The sequence below is a fragment of the Gordonia marina genome (assembly GCF_052036135.1).
In the GTDB taxonomy this organism is placed as follows: Bacteria; Actinomycetota; Actinomycetes; order Mycobacteriales; family Mycobacteriaceae; genus Gordonia.
In genome coordinates, this window is the sequence record NZ_JBPSDN010000008.1 from 72,375 (window position 1) to 89,356 (window position 16,982).

General features: G+C 67.7%; 12 protein-coding genes. 3 read left to right on the top strand and 9 right to left on the bottom strand.

The features are described 5' to 3' along the window. Positions 1 to 229: 229 nt before the first annotated feature. From glgX to ACSEEN_RS06880, 4 genes are read right to left on the bottom strand one after another with little or no spacing between them, the layout of a single operon-like run. Positions 230 to 2,329: a glycogen debranching protein GlgX gene (gene glgX, locus ACSEEN_RS06865; protein ID WP_440712732.1), complete on the bottom strand. Its 2,100-nt coding sequence runs from the start codon at positions 2,327 to 2,329 to the stop codon at positions 230 to 232. Next, the gene (gene glgA, locus ACSEEN_RS06870) at positions 2,326 to 3,768 is read right to left on the bottom strand and encodes a glycogen synthase GlgA (protein ID WP_440712733.1); all 1,443 of its coding nucleotides are present in this window, start codon (positions 3,766 to 3,768) and stop codon (positions 2,326 to 2,328) included. Before glgA ends, glgX begins: the two co-directional genes overlap by 4 nt. Then, positions 3,768 to 5,987 (bottom strand): 1,4-alpha-glucan branching protein GlgB, encoded by a 2,220-nt coding sequence (gene glgB / locus ACSEEN_RS06875; protein WP_440712734.1) that lies wholly within the window; start codon positions 5,985 to 5,987, stop codon positions 3,768 to 3,770. The genes glgA and glgB overlap by 1 nt, the downstream gene beginning before the upstream one ends. Then, entirely contained in the window at positions 5,963 to 8,401 is a 2,439-nt protein-coding gene (locus tag ACSEEN_RS06880) for a glycogen/starch/alpha-glucan phosphorylase (RefSeq protein ID WP_440712735.1), read from the bottom strand. Before ACSEEN_RS06880 ends, glgB begins: the two co-directional genes overlap by 25 nt. 172 nt (positions 8,402 to 8,573) lie before the next feature. Here ACSEEN_RS06880 and ACSEEN_RS06885 point away from each other — a divergent pair, with 172 nt between their 5' ends. Then, entirely contained in the window at positions 8,574 to 8,999 is a 426-nt protein-coding gene (locus tag ACSEEN_RS06885) for a DUF6325 family protein (protein ID WP_247866093.1), read from the top strand. Positions 9,000 to 9,049: 50 nt separating this feature from the next. Beyond that, positions 9,050 to 9,388, top strand: coding sequence for an SHOCT domain-containing protein (locus tag ACSEEN_RS06890; RefSeq protein ID WP_247866095.1), 339 nt, complete (start codon positions 9,050 to 9,052; stop codon positions 9,386 to 9,388). Between the two features lie 220 nt (positions 9,389 to 9,608). Here the strand turns inward: ACSEEN_RS06890 and ACSEEN_RS06895 are convergent, their stop codons facing one another. The 3 genes from ACSEEN_RS06895 to ACSEEN_RS06905 all read right to left on the bottom strand — a co-directional run bounded on the left by ACSEEN_RS06895 (position 9,609) and on the right by ACSEEN_RS06905 (position 11,835). Then, positions 9,609 to 10,274, bottom strand: a complete 666-nt coding sequence (locus ACSEEN_RS06895) for an NAD(P)H-binding protein (RefSeq protein WP_440712736.1) — start codon at positions 10,272 to 10,274, stop codon at positions 9,609 to 9,611. Positions 10,275 to 10,496: 222 nt separating this feature from the next. After that, positions 10,497 to 11,360, bottom strand: coding sequence for an alpha/beta fold hydrolase (locus tag ACSEEN_RS06900; protein ID WP_440712737.1), 864 nt, complete (start codon positions 11,358 to 11,360; stop codon positions 10,497 to 10,499). A 40-nt stretch (positions 11,361 to 11,400) separates the two neighbouring features. Next, on the bottom strand, positions 11,401 to 11,835 hold the full coding sequence (locus tag ACSEEN_RS06905; protein WP_298441843.1) for a hypothetical protein: 435 nt from the start codon (positions 11,833 to 11,835) through the stop codon (positions 11,401 to 11,403). Positions 11,836 to 12,012: 177 nt separating this feature from the next. On the opposite strand from ACSEEN_RS06905, the gene ACSEEN_RS06910 reads away from it, so the two are divergent. Continuing rightward, positions 12,013 to 13,461 (top strand): purine-cytosine permease family protein, encoded by a 1,449-nt coding sequence (locus ACSEEN_RS06910; protein WP_440712738.1) that lies wholly within the window; start codon positions 12,013 to 12,015, stop codon positions 13,459 to 13,461. Positions 13,462 to 13,938: 477 nt separating this feature from the next. On the opposite strand, the gene ACSEEN_RS06915 is transcribed toward ACSEEN_RS06910, so the two are convergent. Together ACSEEN_RS06915 and ACSEEN_RS06920 are read right to left on the bottom strand one after the other, a co-directional pair. Continuing rightward, the gene (locus ACSEEN_RS06915) at positions 13,939 to 15,978 is read right to left on the bottom strand and encodes a hypothetical protein (protein WP_440712739.1); all 2,040 of its coding nucleotides are present in this window, start codon (positions 15,976 to 15,978) and stop codon (positions 13,939 to 13,941) included. A gap of 86 nt (positions 15,979 to 16,064) precedes the next feature. After that, positions 16,065 to 16,922 (bottom strand): LLM class flavin-dependent oxidoreductase, encoded by an 858-nt coding sequence (locus ACSEEN_RS06920; protein ID WP_440712740.1) that lies wholly within the window; start codon positions 16,920 to 16,922, stop codon positions 16,065 to 16,067. Positions 16,923 to 16,982: the final 60 nt, after the last annotated feature.

Here is a 16,982-nt window from a genome sequence, read left to right on the forward strand (position 1 = left end):
TCGTCGATGGTGGTTCCTGAGCGGAGTCGAAGGGCTCAGCCGGCGGTGGGTGGTCTGCCGGTGACTTAGTCGGCGGTGCGCGGTCCGCGGGTGGCTCAGTCGGCGGTGGATGGTCTGCGGGTGTGGGCGGTCGGCCGGTGGCTCAGCTGGGCGGTGGGTGGTCTGCTGGTGGCTCGGCCGACGTTGGGCGGTCCGCCGGTGTTTCAGTCGGCGGTGGGTGGCGGCGGGGTCAGCCGGCGGTGGGCGGTCCGTCGGCGGAGCGGAGCACGACGACGGACTGTTCGGCCACCGGGTAGTGCGCGCCGACGGCGGCGGGGCCGTACGGGCGGGCGGTGTCGAGTTCGGCGCGCCAGCCGCGGCCGTCCGCGCAGGGCAGCGCGAACTCGATGTCCGGGCCGACGTTGACGATCACGCACACGAGATCGTCGAGCAGTTCGCCGACCGGATCGCCGGCCGCGCCGCGCAGGGTCAGGGCGATCGACCGCTGGTCGAGATGGTGCCAGTCGTCCGGCGACGGTTCGCGGCCGTCGGCCAGCGACCAGACGGCGTCGCGGTGCCCGTCGGCCCGCTCGCGGCCGTGCAGGAACGTGCGCTGACGCAGCACCGGAAGTTCCCGGCGCAGCGCGATGAGCCGGCGCACCACCTCGAACAACTCGGTGTCGGGCGCGGACCAGTCGAGCCAGCCGATCGGATTGTCCTGGGCGTAGGCGTTGTTGTTGCCGCCCTGGCCGTTACCGATCTCGTCCCCGGCCAGCAGCATCGGGATGCCCTGCGACACCAGCAGGGTGGCCAGCATCCCGCGTATGCGCCGGGCGCGGGCCCGCGTGATCGCCGGATCGTCGGTCGGGCCCTCCACGCCGAGATTGTCCGAGTGGTTGTCGTTGTGGCCGTCCCGGCCGTCCTCGAGGTTGGCCTCGTTGTGCTTGACCGCGTACGACACCAGGTCGGCGAGGGTGAAACCGTCGTGCGCGGTCAGGAAGTTGACCGACGTCGATGCCGGCCGGCCCGCATGGTCGAAGCGATGCGCCGAACCCAGCAGCAACGCCCCGACACCGGCCTCACCCAGCGTCTCCTCGCCGCGCCAGATCCGCCGGACGCCGTCGCGGAACTCGTCGTTCCACTCGTGTAGCGGTGGCGGGAAGTGCCCCAGCTGATAGCCGCCCGGACCGATGTCCCACGGTTCGGCGATCAGGATGACGCCCGCGAGCACCGGATCCTGGCGCAGGGCCGTGAAGAAGCGCCCGTCGCGACGGAAACCCGAGCGGCCGCGGCCGAGCGTCGTGCCGAGGTCGAAACGGAAGCCGTCGACGCCGAACTCGGTGACCCAGTAGCGCAGACCGTCCAGCACCAGCCGCAGCATCGGGAGCCGGTCGACGGCGAGGGTGTTACCGGTTCCGGTGTCGTCGTTGTAGTGCCGGCCGCCGTCGTGCAGCCGGTAGTAGACGCGGTTGTCCAGTCCGCGCTGCGAGATCGTCGGACCGAATTCGTCGCCCTCCCCGGAATGGTTGTAGACGACGTCGCAGATCACCGCGATGCCGCGCTCGTGCAGGGCGTGGACCAGCCCGCGGAACTCGGCGACGGCGTCGGCGCGCGCGTACCGCGGCTCCGGGGCGAACCAGCCGATCGGCTGGTAGCCCCAGTAGTTCGTCAGACCCATCTCGACCAGCCGCCGGTCGTCGAAGAAGGCCTGCACCGGCAGCAGCTCGACGGCGTTCACGCCCAGCGCGGTCAGATGATCGAGCACGGCCGGATGTGCCATGCCCTCGTAGGTGCCGCGCACCTCCGGCGGCACCTCCGGGTGGGCGGCACTGATGCCCTTGACGTGCGCTTCGTAGATCACCAGATCGGCGGCGGCGTGCCCGGGCCGGTTGGCCGCCGGATCGGGCCCCGGTTCGCCGTCGGTGCGCCCCACGACCACGCCCTTGGGCACCACCGGTGCGCTGTCGCGGGAGTCGACGGACAGATCGTCGTCGCCGGAGAACCCGGACATCAGCGGATGCCAGTGGATCGGGCCGTCCAGAGCGCGCGCATACGGGTCGATCAGGAGTTTGGCCGGATTGAACCGCAGACCGTCGGCGGGGCGCTGCGGGCCGTGCGCGCGCAGACCGTACCGCGCCCCGGCGCCGACCCCGCGCACGTGCGCGTGATGGACGTTCCCGTCCCGGAACGGCAGCGGGACGGCGTCCTCGGTCCCGTCCGCGGCGAACAGACAGAAGTCGATGCGCTCGGCGGTCTCGGACGACACCGCGACGTTGACGCCGTCGCCGTCGACGGTCACCCCCAGCGGCCACGGCCGGCCCGCGGACACCCTCGGCGACGGCCGCGTCACGCGAGCAGGCTGTCGAACAGCTGCGCGTACTGCCGGGCCGACGACGCCCAGTCGACGGGAGTCGCCATCCCTTGCGCGCGGATCCGCCCGAAGGCCGCCGGGTCGTCGTACAGCGCGACCGCCCGGGCGAAGGCATCGGCCACACCGACGGAGCTGACGTCGCCGAAGGTGAATCCGGTGGCGGTCCCGGCACTCCGGTTCTCCACCGACGCGTCGGTCACCGTGTCCCGGAGACCGCCGGTCTCCGCGACGAGCGGCACCGCGCCGTACCGCAGACCGTAGAGCTGGGTCAGCCCGCACGGCTCGAACCGGGACGGCACCACGACCAGGTCGCCGCCGCCGAACATCCGGTGGCTCAGCGGTTCGTCGTACCCGATCCGCACCCCGACCGCGTGCGGGTACCGGTCGGCCAGCTGGACCAGGCCGAACTCGTACGCCGGGTCACCCGATCCGAGCACCACGACGGCGCCGCCGGCCTCGACGAAGTCGGGCACCGCGTCGATCAGCAGGTCGATCCCCTTCTGATGGGTCAACCGGGTGACGACGACGGCCAGTGGACCGGACGGCTCGGCGATGCCGAAGGCCTCGGCCAGCGCGGTCCGGTTCGCCGCCTTCCCCGCGAGGTCGTCGGCCGAGTATCCGACGATGTGCGGGTCATGGGCCGGATCCCACACGTCGACGTCGATGCCGTTGACGATGCCGAGCATGTCCCCGCGCCGGGCGCGGGCGGCGGCCACCCCGCACAGCCCGAAACCGAACTCGGGCGTGGTCAGCTGCTCGGCGTAGGTGGCGCTGACGGTGGTCACCTTCTGCGCGTGCACCATGCCGGCCTTCAGCGCGCTCACCAGACCGTGATACTCCAGCGCCTCCGGATGGAAATCCCATGTCGGCAGCCGCACCGCGTCGAGCTGATCGGCGCCGAAGACCCCCTGGAAGGCGATGTTGTGGATGGTCATCACCGAGGGCACGTGGCACCCGGCGTACCGGAGGTACGACGGGACGAGACCGGCCTGCCAGTCGTGCGCGTGCACCACATCGGGCCGCCAGCCCTCCGCGGTGCCGTCGATCGCCATCCGTGCACCCACCCACGACAGCGCCGCGAATCGCAGGTGATTGTCGGGGTGGTCGTGGCCGTCGATGCCGTAGGGTCCGCCGGCGCGGTCGAACAGGTGCGGGGCGTCGAGCATCAGCAGGTCGAGACCGGCGAGACGACCGGCCAGCACCGCGCCGTATCCGCCGAACAACTCGCCGTGCTCCCACACCGGGGTGAGGTCGTCGAACTGCCCGAGCAGTCCGCGGTAGGCGGGCAACAGGGTGCGGGTGCGCCAGCCCAGGGGTGCCAGCGCACTCGGCAGTGAGCCGACGACATCGGCCAGCCCACCGGTCTTGACCAGCGGGACGCACTCGGAGGCGACCGCGAGGAGACTGCGCGGGGTCATCACACCGTCCTCTCCTCGACGAAGTACAGGGCCGACAGCGGCGGTAGCGTCAACAGTGCCGACTGCGCCTCCCGCTGGGCCGGAACGGGTTCCGTCTCGATCGCACCGGTGTTGCCGCGGTCGCCCCCGGCGTACAGGGCCGAATCGGTGTTGAGCGCCTCGATCCACCGGCCGGGCACCGGGAATCCCAGCCGGAAACCGGTCCGCTGCACCGGCGTGAGGTTGAGCACGACCACGACATGCGGGTCGCCGTCGGCGCCCCGCCGCAACCACGCGAAGACCTGCTCGTCGACCGCATCCACCAGCAGCCACTGGAATCCGCGGGGGTCGGAGTCGTACCGGTGCAGGGCCGGTTGCTCGCGGTAGAGACGGTTGAGGTCGCGCACCACGTCGCGTACCCCGGCGTGCCCGGGGTCGGCGAGCACCGCCCAGTCCAGCTGGGCGTCGTGATTCCATTCGGCGGGCTGACCGAACTCCTGACCCATGAACAGCAGCTTCTTGCCCGGATACCCCCACATGTAGCCGTAGAACGCCTTGAGGTTGCCGAGCTTGTCGGCGTGGCTGCCCGGCATGCGGCCGTACATCGAGCCCTTGCCGTGGACCACCTCGTCGTGGCTGATCGGCAGGACGAAGTTCTCGGTGAACGCGTACGTGATGCCGAAGGTGAGGTTGTCGTGGTGGTAGCGGCGGTGGACGGGGTCCTTGCCGAAATAGGTCAGCGAATCGTTCATCCAGCCCAGGTTCCATTTGAAGCCGAAACCCAGGCCGCCGTCGTCGACGCGCCCGGTGACCCGCGGGAAGGTGGTGGACTCCTCGGCGACCATCATGACGCCCGGATGCTCGGCGTAGGCGGCGGCGTTGGCCTTCCGCAGGAAGGCGATCGCCTCGTAGTTCTCCCGGCCGCCGTCCTTGTTGGGCACCCACTCGCCGGGGCCGCGCGAGTAGTCGCGGTAGAGCATCGAGGCGACGGCATCCACGCGCAGCCCGTCGAGGTGATATTCGTCGAGCCAGTACAGCGCGTTCGCGATGAGGTAGTTCGCCACCTCCGGCCGGCCGTAGTTGAAGATCAGCGTGTTCCAGTCGGGATGGAACCCCTCCTGGGGATTGGCGTGCTCGTACAGGGCGGTGCCGTCCAGCCGGCCCAGGCCGTGCTGATCGGTGGGGAAGTGCCCGGGCACCCAGTCGGCCAGCACCCCGATCCCGCGGGCGTGCGCGGCGTCGACCAGGGCCGCGAACTCGGCGCCGGTGCCGTACCGGATGGTGGGCGCGAAGAGCCCGATCGGCTGATAGCCCCACGATCCGTCGAACGGATGCTCGGAGATCGGCAGCACCTCGATGTGCGTGAAGCCCAGCTCGGCGACGTAGTCGATCAGCTCGGTGGCCAGTTCCGGGTACGACGGCGGGTCGCCCTCGTCGTCGCGCCGCCACGAACCGAGATGCACCTCGTAGATGCTGATCGGCGCGTCGACCGCGTTGCGGCGGCTGCGGTCCGACAGCCACGCGCGGTCGTGCCAGCGGTGCGTGCCGAGGCGCCGGACGACCGAACCGGTGCGCGGCGGAAGCTCGGCGCCGAAGCCGACCGGATCGGCCTTCATCGGCAGGGCCCGGCCACCCGGCCCGATGAGGTGGTACTTGTACACCTCGCCCTCACCGATCCCGGGCACGAACAGTTCCCACACCCCGGTCGCACCGCGCCGGCGCATCGGGTGGGCGGCGGGGTTCCAGTCGTTGAAGTCGCCGACCACCGCGGCCTGCTCGGCCTCGGGTGCCCACACCGCGAAGTGCACTCCGGCGACCTCGTCGTGGACCGTCGGGTGAGCCCCGAGTACCCGCCACAGCCTGCGGTGATTGCCCTCGCCGATCAGGTGCTCGTCGATCGCGCCGAGCACCGGCGAGAACCGGTACGGGTCTTCCCGTTCCACGAGGGTGCCGTCCGCCCGCTCGACCCGCAGCCGGTAGAACGGCAGGAACGGGCCGACGAAGACGCCGTCGGCGGCCGGGTGCCGGGTCGCCTCGGCCTCATCGGTGTCGTTGACGATCCACACCCGGCGCGCACCCGGAACGTGCACGACGACGTACCGGCCGTCGTCGGTGGGCCCGAGGGCCGCGAACGGATCGCGATGGCGGCCCTGCACCAGCAGGTGCGCCTCGGCGTCGCCGAGGATCTGCGCGAGCGTGTCCTCCCCGAGGGGGACTACAGGGCGGGAGTGATGGTCCATATCTCGCTCATGTACTCCCGGATCGCCCGGTCCGAGCTGAAGAAGCCCATGCGAGCGATGTTGTGGACGGCCATCGTCTGCCACCTCGGGTAGTCCCGGTAGGCGGCGTCGACCTCGGTCTGGGCCGCGTCGTACGCGTCGAAGTCGGAGGCGACCAGGAAGTAGTCGCTGTTCCAGAGCATGTCGAGGATGCCGCCGTAGCGGTGCGTGTCGCCCGGGCTGAAGGTGCCCTCGGCGATGGTCTGCAAGACGTCGCGCAGCGGCTGGCTGGCCTCGATGGCGGTCCGCGCGTGATCGGGCTCGCTCCGCCGCGCCGCGACCTCGTCGGCGGTCAGGCCGAACAGGAAGAAGTTGTCGGGGCCGACCTGTTCACGGATCTCGACGTTCGCGCCGTCGAGCGTGCCGATGGTCAGCGCGCCGTTGAGCGCGAACTTCATGTTGCCGGTGCCGGAGGCCTCCATTCCGGCGGTGGAGATCTGCTCGGACAGATCGGCCGCGGGGATCAGCTTCTCGGCCATCGACACGTTGTAGTTCGCCGGGTACACCACGCGCAGCAGGTCGCGGGTCTGCGGATCGTCGTTCACCACGGCGCCGACGTCGTTGATGAGCGCGATGATGTCCTTGGCCATGGCGTAGCTGGGGGCGGCCTTCCCCCCGAATATCTTGACCCGCGGCACCCAGCCGGCATCCGGGTCGGCCTTGATCCGCTGCCAGTGCGCGATGGTCCAGAGAATGTTGAGCAGTTGCCGTTTGTACTCGTGCAGCCGTTTGATCTGCACGTCGTAGAGGGCGTCGACCGGAATCTGGATGTCGTGATGCTCGGCGAGCCAGTTCGCCAGGCGCACCTTGGCGAGCCGCTTGGTGACGCCGTAGCGCTCGCGGAACTCCGGGTCGTCGGCGCGCGGATCCAGCTCGCGCAGCCGGTCCAGATCGGTCTCCCAGCCCGCGCCGACGGATTCGGTGATGAGCTGGGCGAGCGGCGGATTGGCCAGCTTGAGCCAGCGGCGCGGGGTGATCCCGTTGGTGACGTTGACGATGCGGCCGCCGTGCAGCTCGTCGAGAGCCGGGAACAGGTTCTCCCGGACGAGCTCGGTGTGCAGCGCCGAGACGCCGTTGACCCGGTGGCTCGTGACGAACGCCAGCTCGCCCATCCTGACGTCGCCGTCGCCGATCAGGCCGACCCCGTCCGGGCGGGGACCGTGCAGCTGGGCATCCCGCGAGTCGAGTCGTTCGATGATCTGCAGATGACGCGGCAGCACCTTGCGCATCAGCCCGACGGACCAGCGCTCGAGGGCCTCGGGGAGCAGCGTGTGGTTGGTGTAGCCGAGGACCTGCGTGGAGACGTCGACGGCGCGGTCGAAGTCGAAACCGTGCTCGTCGACCAGCAGCCGGATCAGCTCGGGGCCGGCGATCGCCGGATGGGTGTCGTTCATCTGGATCGCGGCGTAGTCCGGCAGCCGGGACAGATCGTCGTGGTCTTCGAGGTAGCGCCGCAGAATGTCCTGCACCGACGCGGAGGTGAGGAAGTACTCCTGGGAGAGCCGCAGTTCCTTGCCCCGGTCGGTGGTGTCGTCCGGGTACAGCACGCGGCTGAGGGTGCGGGCCCAGGCTTCGGGCTCGGCGGCGGCCGCGTAGTCGCCCGCGTTGAAGCGGCCGAGGTCGAACAGATCGGCGCTGGGCTTGGCGGCCCAGAGCCGCAGGGTGTTGGCCCACCGCCCGCCCCAGCCGACCACGGGGGTGTCGTGCGCCTCGGCGATCACCGACAGCCGCGGCGTCCAGATCTGCCGCCCGTCCTGCTCCACCACGTCGCCGCGCAAGCCGACCCGGTAGGCGGCCTCCGGCCGGGTGAAGTACCACGGATTGTCGCTGACCAGCCAGTCCTCGGGTTCCTCGACCTGGCGGCCGTCGGCGAAACGCTGCTTGAACAAGCCGTGCTCGTATTGCAGGCCGTAGCCGTAGGCGGGGCACGCCAGAGTCGCCATCGACTCCAGGTAGCACGCGGCCAGGCGCCCGAGACCGCCGTTGCCTAGCGCCGCATCGGGTTCGTCCTCGGCGATGTCGAAGAAGTCGAGACCGAGCTGTTCCATCGCCTCGACGGCGACGTCGCGCAGACCGAGGTTGATCGCGACGTCCTCCAGCAGCCGGCCGATCAGGAACTCCATCGACAGGTAGTAGACCCGCTTGCGACGCTCCTCCCACGTCCGCCGGGTCGCGGTGAACCACGGTTCCATCGCGCGATCCCGGAGGGCGAAGCTCAGCGCCATCCGCCAGGCGAACTTCGACGCGTGCGCGGGATCGGTGCCCATCCCGTATCGCAGATGATGCAGCAGCGACCGGCGGAACTCGTCGACCGTCGGTACGGGCAGCGTCAGATCATCCGGATCGACCTCGCGCACTTCCAAGGACTCGGACATCAAACTCCCTCAGCAGGCGGGGCGATCACGATGGATTGATCGTATCGCCGGATGCCCGGTCGTGTGGGGTGAGTGACGGCCTCATCTCTTACGGGTGATTCTCGCGCGTCGTTCGCGCGGTACCGGGGTGGTGTGCGGAAGACTCGGGGCCATCGACCGATGAGGAGGACCCATGTCGAATCCCGCCGCCGGCACTCTCGGCCCCGTCGAACTGATGGTGGTCTCGCTCGCCCAGCCGGCGCCGTCGCCCGAGGTGATCGGTGCGCTGGTCGCCCAGGTGGAGGCCGGTGTGGTCCGGGTGCTCGACTTCGTGGTGGTCACCAAATCGGTGGCCGGAGACGTCGAGGTGACCGAGGTGGAGTTCGACGCGCTCGGCGCGACGGCGCTCGACCTGGCCGTTCCCGGGCTGACCGGCGACGAGGACATCGAGGTGCTCGCCGAGACGCTGGAACCCGGTGCCACCGCCGCGATCGTCGCCCTGGAACTGGTGTGGGCCCGGGAACTCGGTGCCCGGCTGGCCGCCGAGGGCAGCGAGGTGGTCGCGTCCGAACGGATCCCGTCGGTCGTGGTGAACGAGATCGCCGCACTCGCCGACTGAATCCGGCCACGCCGTCCCCTATACCCACTGATCACCGAGGAGAACACGACATGCGACGAGCTGGACGACCCGGCCTCATCGGACTCGCGGCCCGCACGGCCGTGGTGACCGGCACCGCCAACGCGATGGGCAACCGCGCCGCGAACCGCCGCGCCGAACAGGCGCAGAACGCGCAGGCGCAGGCCGCGTGGCAGCAGCAACAGGCCGCCGAGGCGTACGCCGCCCAGCAGCAGGCCCAGGCCGCGGCTGCCGCAGCGGCTCCGGCGCCCGCCCCTGCGGCCGGCGGCACCGACCTGACCGCCGAGCTGATGAAGCTGGCCGATCTGCACACCAAGGGCCTGCTGTCGGACGACGAGTTCGCCGCCGCGAAGGCGAAGCTGCTCGCTTAGCGGGCGGCGCGCTGGACTGCGGGCTGGTGTCGGTCCGACGCGCGGTTGAGGCGGTCGCGGTCAGCCGGTGGAGCCGGTTGCCAGCAGCCCGTTGAGCCGGTCAAGCCGCTAGGCGCAGACCGTGTCGAAACGCCTTCGGACTGGCCGTTTCGACGCGCCCCTGCGGGCCGGGGGCCAGACGGCTCGACGGGCAGGGGCTCCGAGATTCCCGTCCGCCGTGTCAGCGCGCTCCGCGGAGGGCGTCGTCGATGGGGACGGGGCCGTCGGTGAAGGGGATGTCCCGGCCGACGGTGGACGGATCGGCGAGAACCGCGGCGGCGACCGCCGCGACGTTGGCACGCGATGTGCCGGGATTGTCGTCGGCGCGTACCGCGGCGGGATCGATGGCGCCGGTGGGCTCGTCCAGGGTGAGGCGGCCGGGCATCAGGATGGTCCAGTCGAGTCCGGAGGCGCGCAGGGCGGTGTCGGCGGCGGCCTTCGCCTCGGCGTACGGGTAGAACGAGTTGTCTTGCGGCACACCGTGGTCGGGTCCCGCCCCGAGGTACGACACCATCACGAAGCGGCGGACGCCCGCGGCCGAGGCCGCGTCCATCACCCGCAGGGCCGCGTCTCGATCGACCGCGTAGGTGCGCGCGGGGTCGCCGCCGCCCGCGCCTGCGGTGAACACCACGGCGTCGGCCTGGGCCGCGGTCAGCACCGCGGCGAGTTCCGGCGCGGAGGCGGTCTCGATGTCGAGCAACAGCGGATTGGCTCCGGTGCGGGAGACGTCGATCGCGTGCTCGGGGTCGCGGATCACCGAGGTGACGGTGTCGCCGCGTGCGGTCAGGATCGGGGCCAGGAGAAGGGCCACTTTGCCGTGGCCCCCGATGATCACGATATTCGCCATGGCATCGACCGTACCGATCGCCGGATTCCGCCTGGACTCGTGAGTCCCGGCACTGCCCGTCGGTGGCGAGTGATCACGCCGGGAGCGCGCGCCGCACGACCTCGCGATCGTGATCCGTCGCGGATCGTGCCGCCGGCCGACAGACGTCGCGGATCCTGGCGGATCGCCAAGCGAATACGCGACGGATTTCGGCCTGTCGGCCTCGGGTCCACCGTGACACCGCTAGAGACCGCGGCTCTCCAGAAAGTCGTCGATGGCGGTGGCGAACACCTGATTGTCGTCGCCGACCACCATGTGGCCGGCGCCGCCGACGTCGACGAGTTCGGCGTGCGGGATGCGCTCGAGCATGGCCCGGGCGCCCTCCTCGGAGACGACGTCGGACTGGCGGCCCCGCACCACCAGCGTCGGCACGGTCACGTTGCGCGCGGCCGCGCCGAGGCGTTCGGGGTCCGAGTGCGCCCGCGGTTCGTCGTCGGAATCACGCATGAACGCCGGATCCCAGTGCCAGTACCAGCGGCCGTCCGCGCGCTGCCGGACGTTCTTGCGTAGACTATCGAGATTGCGGGATCGCTTGCGTTCCGGGGTGTATTCGGCGATGGCATCGGCCACCTCGTCGAGCGTGGCGAAGCCGTCCAGGTGGGTGTTCATGAAGTTCTGGATCCGCTGGATGCCCTCGGGCTCGACATCGACCACCACGTCGACCAAGACCAGTCCGGCGGCGGCGTCGGGATGCTCACCGGCGACGCAGAGGCTGGTGATGCCGCCCAGCGAGGCGCCGATCAGGATCGGGGCGGTGGGCAGCGTGCCGAGGACCCTCAGCAGGTCGCCGGCGAAGGCGTCGAGGTCGTAGTCACCGTCGGCGGCCCACTCGCTGTCGCCGTGCCCGCGCAGGTCGAGCGTGTACACGTCGTGGCCGCGGGCGGCGAGGGCGCGGGCGGAGCGATCCCACGAGTGCCGGGTCTGGCCGCCGCCGTGCAGGAGCAGCAGTGTCGAGCGGCGCGGGGCGTCGTCGTCTATCCAGCGGTCACCGGCGAGCGCGGGGTGGCCGTCGTCGAGGGTGAAGGGAATCGGGCTGATCTCCGACACGGCGACTCCTTAGAAGATTATGCACAATATCTCTTCTGTTCTACCCGACGGCCGGGGCGCCGAGCCAGGCGGCCACCGCGCCCAGGAACTCCCGCAGCGCGGAGAGGTCGGCGGCGGGGAAGCGGCGGGCGAGTCGTTCCAGGTGGAGTTGCGAGAACGGGTCGGCGATCAGGTCGGTGATGTCGTCGCGCCGGATGACGAGGGCCTGGTAGGTGTCCTCGAGGTAGTCCTCGATCCAGTCGACGGCGAGGCGCTCGGTGGTCTCGTCGGTGCGCCAGCCGGCCGGGACGGGTCCGTCCGGAGAGCGCAGGGGGCCACCGTCGGTGCGTTCGATCCGGACGTAGTGCTCGCCGTCATCGAGGGTGAGGCCGCCGTCGTCGAGAGTTACCAGCGAGTCGGTTCCGGTCATCCGGGTGAGTGCACCGAAGGCGGCGAGTCGCCGGGCGACATCGGTCAGCAAACGGGATTCGGTCACGACGACAACGGTATCCCGTGCCAGGTGATGCGCATTCTGTGCCATACCGGCGAATCTTCCGCCGGAGTGGGGCGGGAGTCGCGGTGACAGGGAAATAATCAGGCGACAACACCGAACCCACGGACGCGGGGTTGCGAGACGTCGTCCGTGATCGGCCGTAGAGGTGAGGAGTGGCGCGTGACGCAGGCAACGATGGCCGCCGAGATTCCGGCGGGAGTGCGGGTGGTCGGCTACAGCATCGGGGATCCGGTCGAGGCGCCGATCCCGGAGGCTCCGGAGCGGCGGTCGGGCTGGTGGTACTTCGCCACCTGGCTGATGACGCCGCACATCGAGTTCGGCGCGATCTACATGGGCATCGTCGTGGTGCTGTTCCTGCACATGAGCCTGTTGCAGGCGCTCATCGGAATCTTCTTCGGCGTCGCCTTCGGCGCGGTCAGCCACGGCCTTCTGACCGCGCGCGGGGTGCGGCTCAAGGTGCCGCAGCTGGCTCTCGGTGGGCTCGCGTTCGGACGGATGGGCAACCTGATCCTGACCACGATCATGGCGGTGATCAGCTCGTTCGGCTGGTTCATCGTCAACTCGGTGGTGGCAGGGCTGGCGATCAACGCGATCTTCACCTCGATTCCGCTGGTGGGTGGCATCGGCATCGCCGTCGTGGTCCAGCTGGCCCTGGCCCAGATCCAGGTCAAGTACCGGGCGATCCAGCGGTACCTGTTCCCGGTGCTGGCGGTGATCCTGGTCGTCGCGGGCATCATGACGTTCGCGAAGGTCGACCTCGCCTACGACAAGGGCAGCCCGTGGAACTTCAACGGCATCGTCGCGGTCGTCGTGGTCGCCTGCCTCGCGTGGGCGTACACGATCGGCTGGAACCCCTATGCCACCGACTACGCCGCCCGCAGCAAGGGCAGCGCCTCGCCTCGCACGGCGGGACTCTGCTCGGCGCTGGGACTGTTCTGCGCGACGATGTTCGTGATGTCCATCGGCGTGGCCGCCGGCATCGTCATCGAGGGCGACCCGTCGCTGCTCGCGAACGACAACCCCACCGCGCAGTTCACCGGCTACCTGCCGTCCGGATTCGGCGTGGTGGTGCTGATCGTGATTCTGATCGGTTCGTGGACCAACAACGCGATCACCCTGAAGTCGTCCAGGCACGTCTTCCGCAGCGGCAAGGACGACGCGGGCCAGAAGGTTCTCGACCAGGTGGCGCCGCTCCTCATGACGGTGGTCGGATTCCTGCTCGGGTGGGCGGCGACGCAGGATCTGCCGGCCAACTACCAGGGCTTCGTGATGGTGCTCGGCGTGTGGATCGCACCGTGGCTCAACGTCTCGCTCGTCGACTATCTCCTGCGACGCAAGGACGACGACCCGACGCCATACCTCTACGCGAAGACCAAGACCAACAAGTGGGGCGTGATCTCGGTGGTGTTCGCGATCGCCGCGTCGGTCCTGATCTACGGCATCCAGATCATCGACGGCGGCAAGCTGGGCGGCGCTGATTCGCACCGTGTGTCGTACGCGGCGCTCGGCATGCTGGCCGGGTTCTATCTGTCCGCGGTGATCTACTCGATGGGCATGAAGAAGATCTTCAAGCAGGACGCCACCTCGGCGGCCGCCAAGGTCGCGTGACCGACACGTGGCACTACTGCCACGTGTCGTTATTTCATGTCCGCATGCCAGATAGAGAGTGTGAACGGTAGCGATTCCTCGCACATCTGAGTTGGTTTGTGGGGTCGGTGCCGGGGCGGGTCGATCACTAGGTTGTTGTGGCGATACTGCCGCCAGGGCCGCGGAGTCTTGCGGTGGCCTTTATCGTGGCTGGTGCGCGCTTGAGAAGATCCAGGGTTTTGATCGTGCGGTATCGATGGTGTCGCGCCGGTCCGGGACGATCGAACACTGCGCCGGGACTGTGAACCGCGCGCCGCTTCTGCATGGGACGACTATTCAACATAGTATCTGCAGGATCGCCATGTCTAATAGTTCCGTTGTCCGCCCGGCGGCTATCAACGGATTTGAGGAATGGCGTTGACTGGGTAATCTGACAATGGCAATTTGGCCAGGGCCACCTGTCGGAGGCTCGCTTTTATGTACTCCTGTTCTGCAGCACTAACCGTTTGGCCATCCTTTTGCGGACGGCATTTCTTTATCAGGTTCAGAGGGGATGATGGTGGCGGTTGCGCTATGGCCGATTAATAGTGCGCAGGCGCGGGTGGCTATAGTGCGGGCTGCCGCCGCAATTTGTGGAACGAAAGTAACGATTTTCTCGTATGTCATGGGTAAGAACATTACTGTGACTGCAGTTAGGGTTACCCAGCCAGTGATTCCGGATGCAACGAGTGTCCACTCGAGTCTGTTGAGTGAGTGCTGAGCGTAACTCAGCGCGAGAGACACCTGAATGCCTGCGAAGATGATGAGAGATATTAGGGTTGCTGGTATGATTCTGCGGATCAAATAAGGAAACACGAGCAACGAGCACGCTGCGCCGGAGGCGGGTCCGATTAGCCACGGTTCCCAGCTCTCTGGCGCCCAGGAAAAGGTCAAGAGTGCTCCCGCGCAGGCACCTGCCGCTGCGGCAGACAAGCTCCACGCACTGAACAGTTGCATCCATTTCCATCTCCGTGGCTCCAGCATTTTGGCGGCGCGCGGTACCGGGTCGATGAATCCCTGAAGACTGCTGGCTGCAGGTGCTGCGGAAATCGGGGTGAGTGCGTATCTGCGACCTGTCCTCCACGGCAGGCTTCTGCTAAGAAGTAGCAAGTGAGGTTTCTCGAGGACGGTTTGAGAGTAGACCGGCGGGATGGAGCTGACCGGGCGTTTTGAAAGAAATGATACCCCTTCCAATGCCCAGGTCATCGACACAAAGACTATTCCAAGGAAGTGTGCGTATCCGCCGAAAAGGACAAACTGCAGGGCGCCGATCGGTGAGGGTACCGCACATAGCCCCAGGACGATGCGGATCGCGTATCCAGCACCGACGAAGTAGATAAGTGCCCACCCTGCGTTGCGCGCCTTCGGATGCAACTGCAATGCATTCGGGGATCTTACGTATGTGAGGCGTTCGATTCCGCGTAGGCCTTCATACAGTCCCGCCGATATTAAGATTGCGGCTGCGGCGATAGCGGTCCAACGAATCATGTCGGCACCAAAAATGGTTGCTAGCGCGAACGCTAGGTAAACACGCAAACCAACGACTGCCAAGGAAGACCAGATCGCTGTTTCTTGCGAATCCTCTCCACGCCAGTTTCGGACAGGCAGGCGGCCGCGCAGCTGTGCCTGAGGCGACTTTATGTCCTCACTAATTCCTCGGATATCGTTAATTTGATAGCGCGCACTGTAGAGGAGGAGCTCGAGGATTACCATCATCACGAGGATTCGCCATAGGGGCGCGCTGGAACTTCCGCTGAGGATTGCGATGGCTGCTCCGGCTGGAAAGAATAGCCACTTGGCGATGTCGCCCGGGCGCGGCAGAATGAGATAGCTAACAATGCCTCGGCCTTCGAGTTTTTCTCGGGGCTTTAATGAATCAGCGGAGTCTATTCTTAGCTGCTGAACCTGTTTCTCAAAGAGTTCTCGACCTCGTGTGTTGAGTCGAACAGTTTCCCAAACGAGCACGGTTACTACGAAGACGTAGAATGGAATTACCATCAACTTCAACGCAAGGTTTTCTACGTTGAGCAGCATTAGCAGAGCTATCGTGCAAAATACGATAAGAACCAGCACCATCATGAACCCTAAGAGGAGTCGTACTGCTGATGCGCCGCGACTGAGTCTATTCACTCCGACGGTTAGCTCGAAAAGCGATGGCATTGGTGGTGTACTCTGCTGCACAAGTTCTCGGATGCGTCGTTCCAGGTGGCGGCCATAGTAAGCCCGCAAGATAGTTGATGGTCCCAGTGAGAGTAAGTAGACGAAGAGCGTAAGGGGAAGCAGAGGTGCGGCGATGAGGGCTCCGTCGGGAATCCGGGCCAGCACATCTCCACTGTCGCTTTCAAGAAACTCTTTGGCCACAAGTCCGCCGAGTAGAGCGACGATCGCGATCGCGATCGCGAACGCCTGGACAAGGTGTGCGACGAAGCTTCGTTCATCTTCGCGCAGCATCTCGTAGTCTGCGAGCAGGATGTCCAGTTCGCGTGGATCGGATGGCATCGCGTCATCGTTGCATATGTCTCCGGCTTTTGCTGCAGTCCGAGCTAAGTTGAAGTGATTCTGCACAACTAGTTAGTTGAATCCGATTACTCAAGGAAGCCGCGGGCGGCGAGCGCCTCGAGGACGGTCACGTCGCCGAGGTACGGCTCGCTCTCCCGCGGCCAATGCACGACGACGTCGGTGAAGCCGAGGGCGGCGGCGTGGCCGACGAGGTCGTCGAAGCGGCCGATGCTCTCCATCGGGTTGCCGGGCGCGGCGTTCAGGCTCAGATAGGTGTCCGGAGTGGGGCGGCAGGCGTCGTCGAGCGCCTCCTGAAAGATGTCCCGGTTGCGGGAGACACGGCGCAGCCACTCGTCGAGCGTGTCTCCGGCGCCGCCGGTGGTGACCCAGCCATCGCCGTGACGCGCCGCGTAGCGCACCGAACGCGGGCCGTTGCCGGCGAGGATGAGCGGTACCCGCGGCAGCAGACTGCCGCCGACCAGGCGCATGTCCCGGGTCGCGTACCACTCGCCGTCGACCGTGACGTGATCCTCGCTGAGGGTGCGGCGCAGCAGGCTCGCGAACTCCTGGAAACGGTCGACGCGGCGGCCCGCGGTGAGCGGTTCCTGGCCGAGAATGTGGTCGTCGGGGCTGCCGCCGACCCCGAGTCCGACCAGCAGCCGGCCGTCGGAGATGTCGACGACGGTGGCCACCTCGCGGGCGAACACCGCCGGGTGCCGGAAGTTGGCAGAGGCGACGAAGGTACCGAGCTTCATGCGTGAAGTCACCCCGGCGATCGCGGTGAGCGTGGGCATCGCGGAGAACCACCGGGCGTCGGGGAGACCGCCCCAGACCAGGTGGTCGTACACCCAGCCGTGGTCGAAGCCCATCTGCTCGGCACGCTGCCACAAGGGCTTCGCGGTGCGCCACGGCAGGTCGGACAGCAGGCAGATTCCGAATCGCATGGGCCGAGATTACCGGGATATTAAACCGTCGTGACCTCGCCGAATTCGCGCGAGACCGAC

Coding starts and splice junctions, on each gene's coding strand:
- ACSEEN_RS06915 (WP_440712739.1), bottom strand. CDS start 15,978: ATGCCATCCGATCCACGCGAACTGGACATCCTGCTCGCAGACTACGAG.
- ACSEEN_RS06880 (WP_440712735.1), bottom strand. CDS start 8,401: ATGTCCGAGTCCTTGGAAGTGCGCGAGGTCGATCCGGATGATCTGACG.
- glgB (WP_440712734.1), bottom strand. CDS start 5,987: ATGGACCATCACTCCCGCCCTGTAGTCCCCCTCGGGGAGGACACGCTC.
- ACSEEN_RS06890 (WP_247866095.1), top strand. CDS start 9,050: ATGCGACGAGCTGGACGACCCGGCCTCATCGGACTCGCGGCCCGCACG.
- ACSEEN_RS06885 (WP_247866093.1), top strand. CDS start 8,574: ATGTCGAATCCCGCCGCCGGCACTCTCGGCCCCGTCGAACTGATGGTG.
- glgA (WP_440712733.1), bottom strand. CDS start 3,768: ATGACCCCGCGCAGTCTCCTCGCGGTCGCCTCCGAGTGCGTCCCGCTG.
- ACSEEN_RS06895 (WP_440712736.1), bottom strand. CDS start 10,274: ATGGCGAATATCGTGATCATCGGGGGCCACGGCAAAGTGGCCCTTCTC.
- ACSEEN_RS06920 (WP_440712740.1), bottom strand. CDS start 16,922: ATGCGATTCGGAATCTGCCTGCTGTCCGACCTGCCGTGGCGCACCGCG.